Below are 7,793 nucleotides of genomic sequence, written 5' to 3'. Positions count from 1 at the left end.
TGTTAGCGGGTTCGGGGTTCGTTTTCGGTCCGCCGGTACGACGGCAGTCCGTCGCTGTCATCAGTCGAGTCACGCTGTGCGGCTGCTCGCTGGGCGAGGGCTTGGCCGGCGGCGGCTTTCGGTCCCCACCGGGCGGCCGTCGTTGCGACGCCAGCGCCGCCAAGGTACGCGCCGGCTGCAACGCCGCCGACCAGGGCTGCGCCTCGCGTTGCACCGCCGATCACCTTCGCGGTGAGGGGTGTCGCGTACGTGAACGTCTTCCACGTAATGTAGAGAGCAACCAGCGGGAGCGAGGTAGCAACTAAGAACTTCAGGAAGTCGGTCTGTGGGACCATTGTTCCGCCACCGTAGATCAGGTCATAACCCTTGAAAACGACTGCAGCAGGCAAAGGGAGGACAGCGAGAGGGACGAACCTCTTGCAGAACCCCATTGCAACGTCAGAGACGACAGACACATTTCCGTACCCGAGTGCAATTGCAACCGGCATCCCGTAGAGATAGACATAGACCAGGATCTTCCGGATGTAGAATAGTGCTTCTAGAGCCCACATAGAGAGCCCACCAATTAGCGCAAACACCAGAGAGAGAGCAGGGTTAGATATCGTTACACCAAGGAAACCTAACATAGCATTTCGAATCGAATCCATAGTTGGGAGTAAGGCGAGAGCAAACCCGTCAATAAGGTAAAGCGAAAGGACACCAACCCAATACCAGACAACAATCAAAGATGCACCAACCCATGCAGTTTTCTTCGTTTTTCTGGCCTCGTAGGCACTACCAACATTGAATATTCGGATAGCGTGCCGTGCTTGAACACAGATGACGAGCAATAACAATGCAATGAGCATTATCTCACCACCAACGAGTGCATCTCGAATAGTCAACCACGGCTCACTGGCTGGTTCTCCAAAAATGAATACACCATCTGTCTCGGGTGTCGGGGTCCCAAACATCTCCTCGGAAAGAGTGTTGTACCCCGTTGACAGGGCGTCCATGAAGAGACCAATAATCCAACCAACAATGTCTTTGAAACCCTCTAATACGACGTCAATGAGATCAACCATCGCTATGCCTCGCTAATCGTAATCTCGCAGTTTTGCATCTCTTCGGCGTCAGTGTATGCCACGTTGTACTCTTTTGTGACCTGCCGAGCTGCGACTCGAGTGTCTACGACAACAGTAAACTGGCCACAATTACCATCAGTCGAACAGCCCATCCCATCCTCACCAATGGCTGAACCGAATGGGAATGAGCTACTGAAAATATCAACTGTTTCTCCTGCAGGGACGACGACGCTACTTTCTTCATAGATTCCGTTCCCACGTGGGTTTTCGATTGGATTAGGAACGTCACCAACAAAGTGGAGTTCAACGATTGCATTCGGTCCGCTCCCTCTGTTTTTGACCGTGACGAATGCCTCACCGTTCTTTTTTGCATCAGTCGGACTTTCACCGTAGACCTCGTCCCACGGCTTATCCGGTACATTTCGAAACAGCCCAACGTCCTGAATCTCAATCTGGGGGCTAATCTCGAGAGAACCCTCAGCAACAGTTTCGTCACCATCCAGCGCGACGACATGGTACTCACCGGGCTCGTAGGCAGTCCCGATTTCGAACGAAACCTGTCGTGCGCCGGCGGCAAGCCCGCGCTTCCCAAAGAGTTCCCCATTCGGCTGAATGAGGTTTACCTGTTCGACGGGTGCGTCAGCATCAACCTCAACAACGACGGCTTGGCCCTCGACAGCGATGCGTGAGAGGGGACCAGCACGCTCAGTCGCCGCCGACGTCTGGTCAGATGTCGTTGTGCCCGAGTTACGGCTACCATCAAGGCAGCCGGCAACGCTGGCGAGGGCGGCCCCGCCGAAGGTTCGGAGAACGGTACGTCTATCAATCGGTGAATCGGTTGGAATCATTGGTTTCGGTAGTAGCTATCTGTCGGTCCAAACATACGGAGGAGTCGGCGACCGGCGTAGAACGTCACGACGAACGGAATCGCCTGCCAGCCGACTTCGAACACGAATGCAACCCACCCATCGAGAGTCCCGAGTGGATGCCAACGAACGGACGCCGTATCACCCACATATGCTGGGTCGTGGCCAAGCCACGTGCCGGGGTGGTAGCGGGCGGTGTAGATCCCCGGCTCGTCCAGCGTGACGATTGCGACGCCACTCTCGTTGGTCTCAACGCGCTGGTCACCAACGGTGATGTAGCCGCTGTGTGACGACCCGCCAATCGGGTACTGTCGGTCACTCCCATTCGACGCGATTGGCGCACCCGTCTGGTTATCGCGCAACTCGACTCGAAGCGTCGCGTTCGACGTCGTCTGCGAAACGAGCTCAACAGAGAGGTTACTCTCGCGAAGCTGTCGCGCCGACCCGACTTGGGGGTCGACAATCGTGGCATTCACGCCACGAACGATCCCACCCACCCGAAGCGCCTCCCGGTCGACGGTCTCCGCACGGACGGCCAACCCGTAGGTCGGGGTGTACGACTCGTTGACGACCTCGACAGTCACGTTCTCGCCGATCGTCCGGCGAGGTGACGCCCGGTCAGTCCCCCACGTGTCGATGATATCCGGCCCATCGCGAACCGGCTCTGCTCGCGGGCCAATCTGTGAGGGATACGCGTGAACTCGGACGGGAATCGCATCCGACTGTGCCGTGGTCGTCGTTGACGCGGTCGACGTAACGAGTGTGTCCCAGTTCGTGTTCCGAGCGGTGTAGAATCGCCACACACCACGGACTCTGGAGGTCTCCTCGTCGGTGAGCGTATAGCCCTGCCACGGGCGGGACTGGAAAATCGCGACGCCAGTATCCCCGTTCGGGTACTGCGCGTAGTAGGGGTACGCCGCGAGGTCGTAAATCTCGGCATCGAGTGTATCTGAGACAGTTCGTGTCTCGGTCCGGTAGCTGACTGTCGTCTCAGATTCGCCACCAACCGTTGTCTCGACGGTCTTCTTGAGGCGAACGGAGATGTTCGCTTCGAGCGTGAGGTTCGCGCTCCACGAGTGAGTGGTGTGATACTGTAATTCTGGCGTGTGAGTGCCGCGAGCAGTTGCGACTGGAATGCCATCGATTTTCAGACGGATGTTCTCAATCTCATGGGAGACGAGTGCCCAGTCGGTAGTCCGGTTGCCCGTTTCGTTCCTGGTTGGAACGCGAACGCGGTAATCGACGAGTCCACGAACCGTCCCGTTGGGAGCGATATAGAGCGGTGTCTCACCTGCGTCGAGATGCCCGCGCGTCGATGGCGTGACCGCGAAAATCGTCGCGTGCGCATCGTCGATGAACGTCCCATCTTCGAGTGATGCGTGGGGCGGGTACGTCGACGTGTCGGGTCCGCCGGCGTCGAGATCAGCGAAGTCGTTGCGCGTCCACGTCGCGGCCGTTGCCGGCGGGCGCGTGAACGTGATGTCAGTCCCGTTGGCGAGTTGGTGGAGTGCCGTTCGGTCGTCGCCGTACTGCTGCTGGTAGTCTTGTTGGCTGACGTAGCGGTCGCTATCACGAGACCAGAGCGTTGCCGACTCGTTTTCCGTGAGGCCGTTTGTTTCAGTCCCTGGTCTCGGGGGCTGTGCCGTGGCGAGGCCGATAATGGAACTCGACACGAGCAACGCGGCTACCAGTACGGAGGGCACTCGATGCTTCATGGGAGGGCAAAGGTGGATTGGTGGGGGGCTTACCAGGGAGTGAGGTTCACGCAGTCGCCAAGTGGGAGGCCCATAATCGACGCCACAACGGTATACAGCGGGCCGAGCACCGCCAAGATGAGGGCGGATTTGAGTGCCGCGCGCTTGTGGACTTTGAGTCGCTTTTTCTGTTCGGGGCTGGCGGTGAAGATCTCAGCGAGGGAATCGGCCTGCCAGATGACTGCTAACCCAATGAAGCCGAGCGTCGTCGTGATCTGGAAGAAGCCCTCAACCATCCCCGGCAATTTCTCAGCGCTGCAGACCACGCTGTCTTGTGCGGCAACTGGCTGGACGGCAACGAGCGCGAACAGGACGCTCCCGATTGCGACGTGTCGGAGGATAGATCGGGAGAGCCGTTGCTGGTCGGCGGAGCGAGCGTCAGTCGGGGAGTGTGAGTCAGACATGAGGTCACTCGGTGTGGTCGTACACGAGCGCTTGGAGGTCGGCGTAGCGACTCGTCATGGTTGCAATCTCATCAAGCGAGTAGCCCAACTCACGCGCTTCGGTGAGCTGTGCGCGGAGTTTGTGCGGCTCAACGTCGCGAAGTTGCATCTCGTCGCGGAGGGCTTGCCGATAGAGGGCCGATGCGTTGAGATGGTCGTTCCACCTGAGGAACAACTCATCGATGTCTTCGACGGTGACTGAGCGGGAGATCATGTGTTCGGTATCGTTCCGCACCGATTGTCTTGCGGTGCGTACATGTCAATCAGATTGGTGGAATATTATATATTTACTGGCCGACACGAAGTGTGCTAGCATGCCAAACTAGGTGCTAAATTATCTGATCGAATTAGAACACCGACACCCCACCTACCTAACGATGCAGAGGGATGTCACTCAACATATCGTGTCTGTCGAGAGGCAGCGCTATCTGTGAACTCTGAAGTAACCTGAGCAACTGCACGCTCGATATCACTATCCATCAGCGAGACGATGGCCCACGGCGAAACAAACGACACACAGTCTAGCGTTCCGGTCTTGTATGCGCCAGCAAGCGGAAGACTGTCCGAGTACTCCTTCGTCGAGATCCCGAGTGCAATATACTGGTTGCCGGCAAATGGATGACTCGAGTCGCTGAGGATGAGATACGGACGTCAAGGAGTATGCCAGAACGGATCTGCGGCGACGACAATTACCCCACGCTCATACATCAGATCTACTCCGCACCCGAGTCTGCATCTTCATACTCATCGAGATCAGGGAGATTTGCATCCCAGCCCGGATTCTCGTCGTAGTAGTCGCCCTCAAACTGCTCGCTCACGGCAGCCAAGCCAATCAAGCTCGCAGTATGTGCATCGTAGGCGTCGGGAGTGATCGCCCAATACTTGCCCTTGTGACGCACAAACCCCTGATTATGGAGTCTGCTGAGCGTCGTCCCAACACTTCCTCGTGGGATGTCGAGCGCCTCAGCAATCTCACCTGCTCGATACCCTGTTTCTGGAGTCGCTGCGAGGAAGCGAAGAATGGTCCGCCCATTCGTATTCGGTCCTGGAAGATCCGATGGCTGGTAATTTTCGAAATCAACGGGCATATGTAACAGTATGTAACGGGGAGTAATAGACTTGGAGGAGTAGTTGTTCCAGAGTACTCTTTGGACGCTGGAAGGTCTCGATTGACGCGTTCTCCCAATAGAAGTGTGATGAATCTGAGGTCGTTGGGGGATACTAGTTTTTACTGGCAATAGTGGTGTGTCTGACCGAGTATTTAAAGAGTGGCGAGTTAATTCAGCAAGGAGATTGTTGATAGACAAAGACGACTCAGTATCCGCATTTTACGGCGGTACAAGGTGTGGTGGCTCCGCGCCAACTGATGAGTTTCCTACTGAAGCCACCGAGTGGCAGTGTCAGCAGGAACATCGGAGTGAATCTGGCCCCAGCAAAAAATGCCGCACCGTCAGTTGGACCGAAGCTCGAGTGAATCAGGGATGTACGGTTCGATACTGCGAAGGACTCCTACTACTTTCAGGGTTTCTTCTATCGATTCGAGAATGTTAGAGATGTCAGTCTTCAAGTCCCACTTCCGGTATTTTCCACCTTTCCGGCCAAGGTTCTTTTCGGTCACCGAAAGCAAGCCAAGCATTTTGAGCTCGTCAAGATGGTCAGATACCCAGCGAGAAGTATGGGGGTCGATATCACCAGCTTCACAGATTCGCTCATACTGTGGGTAGATCACACGTGTACGCGCAGGCATCTTGCCGTTTGCAGCCAACACACAGAGAGCATAGAGTATGTAGTGGTCGTGTTCGTGTAATCCCTGAATCCCACGCCTGACCTTCTTCGATTTCAGCCGGCTTTGTGCTCGGTTGACGTCGTCTTCGGTGACTAAGCTGCGTTTGTTTTCGCGAGCAACGTCGCCTGCCTCTAGTAGTAAGTCAAGAGCCTTACGAGCGTCACCTGCTTCTTTGGCGCCGTATGCAGCACAGAGTGGAATTACTCCTTCATCGAGTCCGTCGTCTTTGAACGCGATATCGGCACGCTGTTGGAGGACATCTTGGAGTTCAGTCGCGTCGTATGTTGGAAAGTGAAGTTGGCGTTCACACAGTGAGCTTTTGACCTTTGGTGAGAGGTCATCTGTGAATGTCAAGTCGTTTGAGATACCGATGATTCCGATCTTCGTATCGGAGACGTTCCCATTAGCATGGGCACGAGACAACTGGTACAGAATACTGTCTTCACCGGATTTGATGTGATCAACCTCGTCCAGAACGATGAGGACAGTTCCAGCTCTCGATTCCAGTTCTTCCCACAGCATCGCATATGCTTCAGACTTCGAGTAACCGGATTCAGAGATTTGTTGGGAGGCCGAGCGCATCTGGTTGACGAGTGCAATACACAGACGATAGCTCGTCTCCAGTCCGTCGCAGTTCAAAAATACCGTCCGCAGGACAAGGTCATCGTACTGTTCGGAATCTGCTTCGAGCTGCTTGAGGAAGTATTTAGTTGAGGCAGTCTTGCCGACCCCGGTCTTACCGTAGAGGAAGATGTTCTTTGGAGTCTCCCCCCAAATAACCGGCTCAAGCGCCGAGTGGTACTCTTCGAGTTCGTCATCGCGACCGACGAGAGAATTTGGGGTATACTCGTCGGTGAGTGCCCCTCTGTTGACGTAGGGGGTGTTCCCACGCTTGAACTCAAATTGACCCATTGGTGAGGGTTGTGTTGCCAAATGATATAAACCCCCCGGACCGCTTGTTCATCTGTTTCTTTTGTACACACCGTATTTCATTTGTTTCTCGAGTTGTTGTCCGTATTGTCCACGGTCGACGAGACTAGTTCCCCAGCTTTTGCCCGGAGACAACTCCCAAGATATACTAGCGAAGTCCAAAAGTCGATTAGCTTTTAGAGAAATCAGGCATATCTCACCGGGTTGAAGCATCAATAATTTATCTATTGCAGAATTTCACGATGAGAGTGCTAGAACCGCTTGTTCATCTGTTTCTTTTGTAGACACCACATTTCATTTGATTCGCTTGTTCAACTACACACTGATGTTGTAACAGACACCGCTGTTCATCTGTTTCTTCTGAAACATAGTCGAGGTCACGCTCTTACACCAAATATTCGCCAAAGCGATCATTACAGAGTCACCGCCCGAATTTCCTTTTTCATCGATGTAGATTAGCGAACTACTGTGACGTCAGCTCGGCAAGGAAGTCTCGAATCTATGTCAGACACCACCTGTTCATCTGTTCGTTTGTTCTTCAGAGGTTCCGACACACACACACCACATTTCATCTGTTCTTCCACGTGAACCCGAGGTCAGCAAGTGGCAAAACATGATTCATCGTGTTTGTACCACCAAAACCGAATCAACACTAGACTAGAACTAGAACCATTGAATGATTTTTACCACAAATCACTGTCTTCGCATTATTATATATTTACTGGTAGAAGATAATTATACCGTCTATTCTAAGTTCGCCTAGGTAGTTTATCAAGCCGTCAAACGTGTGTTAATGACGTTTAATCAATTCATCCAGAGTTATGAAACTGAGTGAAATATCCTTGTTTTATATACTAACTATAGTCGTCACTCCATCACCACTCTACTCTCGACTCAAAGAACAGATGAACGACGGTGTATGTGTCCGGACTCCGTGAGTGACCAACTTC

At 54.0% G+C, this 7,793-nt stretch carries 7 protein-coding genes; all 7 read right to left on the bottom strand.

Annotated elements, in window-relative coordinates; genetic code table 11:
* Positions 1 to 2: 2 nt before the first annotated feature.
* Complete coding sequence (locus C438_RS05090; protein WP_004968222.1) at positions 3 to 1,064, bottom strand: hypothetical protein; 1,062 nt, start codon at positions 1,062 to 1,064, stop codon at positions 3 to 5.
* A 2-nt stretch (positions 1,065 to 1,066) separates the two neighbouring features.
* Positions 1,067 to 1,912, bottom strand: a complete 846-nt coding sequence (locus C438_RS19025; RefSeq protein ID WP_083899957.1) for a hypothetical protein — start codon at positions 1,910 to 1,912, stop codon at positions 1,067 to 1,069.
* Positions 1,909 to 3,645: a hypothetical protein gene (locus C438_RS05080; RefSeq protein ID WP_004968220.1), complete on the bottom strand. Its 1,737-nt coding sequence runs from the start codon at positions 3,643 to 3,645 to the stop codon at positions 1,909 to 1,911. Before C438_RS05080 ends, C438_RS19025 begins: the two co-directional genes overlap by 4 nt.
* A gap of 29 nt (positions 3,646 to 3,674) precedes the next feature.
* Positions 3,675 to 4,088: a hypothetical protein gene (locus C438_RS05075; protein WP_004968219.1), complete on the bottom strand. Its 414-nt coding sequence runs from the start codon at positions 4,086 to 4,088 to the stop codon at positions 3,675 to 3,677.
* A gap of 4 nt (positions 4,089 to 4,092) precedes the next feature.
* On the bottom strand, positions 4,093 to 4,341 hold the full coding sequence (locus tag C438_RS05070) for a hypothetical protein (RefSeq protein WP_004968218.1): 249 nt from the start codon (positions 4,339 to 4,341) through the stop codon (positions 4,093 to 4,095).
* A 499-nt stretch (positions 4,342 to 4,840) separates the two neighbouring features.
* Positions 4,841 to 5,215 (bottom strand): MarR family transcriptional regulator, encoded by a 375-nt coding sequence (locus C438_RS05065; protein ID WP_049917760.1) that lies wholly within the window; start codon positions 5,213 to 5,215, stop codon positions 4,841 to 4,843.
* A gap of 362 nt (positions 5,216 to 5,577) precedes the next feature.
* Complete coding sequence (locus tag C438_RS05060; RefSeq protein ID WP_004968215.1) at positions 5,578 to 6,825, bottom strand: orc1/cdc6 family replication initiation protein; 1,248 nt, start codon at positions 6,823 to 6,825, stop codon at positions 5,578 to 5,580.
* Between the last annotated feature and the right edge of the window lie 968 nt (positions 6,826 to 7,793).

The sequence above is a fragment of the Haloferax denitrificans ATCC 35960 genome, assembly GCF_000337795.1.
GTDB lineage: Archaea > Halobacteriota > Halobacteria > Halobacteriales > Haloferacaceae > Haloferax > Haloferax denitrificans.
Note: the sequence above shows the minus strand (reverse complement) of the source record. Positions and strands in the feature narration are given on the sequence as shown.

Excerpts from the sequence above, each read along its gene's own strand:
- C438_RS05065 (WP_049917760.1), bottom strand. The coding sequence starts at position 5,215 with ATGCCCGTTGATTTCGAAAATTACCAGCCATCGGATCTTCCAGGACCG.
- C438_RS19025 (WP_083899957.1), bottom strand. The coding sequence starts at position 1,912 with ATGATTCCAACCGATTCACCGATTGATAGACGTACCGTTCTCCGAACC.
- C438_RS05070 (WP_004968218.1), bottom strand. The coding sequence starts at position 4,341 with ATGATCTCCCGCTCAGTCACCGTCGAAGACATCGATGAGTTGTTCCTC.
- C438_RS05060 (WP_004968215.1), bottom strand. The coding sequence starts at position 6,825 with ATGGGTCAATTTGAGTTCAAGCGTGGGAACACCCCCTACGTCAACAGA.
- C438_RS05090 (WP_004968222.1), bottom strand. The coding sequence starts at position 1,064 with ATGGTTGATCTCATTGACGTCGTATTAGAGGGTTTCAAAGACATTGTT.
- C438_RS05080 (WP_004968220.1), bottom strand. The coding sequence starts at position 3,645 with ATGAAGCATCGAGTGCCCTCCGTACTGGTAGCCGCGTTGCTCGTGTCG.
- C438_RS05075 (WP_004968219.1), bottom strand. The coding sequence starts at position 4,088 with ATGTCTGACTCACACTCCCCGACTGACGCTCGCTCCGCCGACCAGCAA.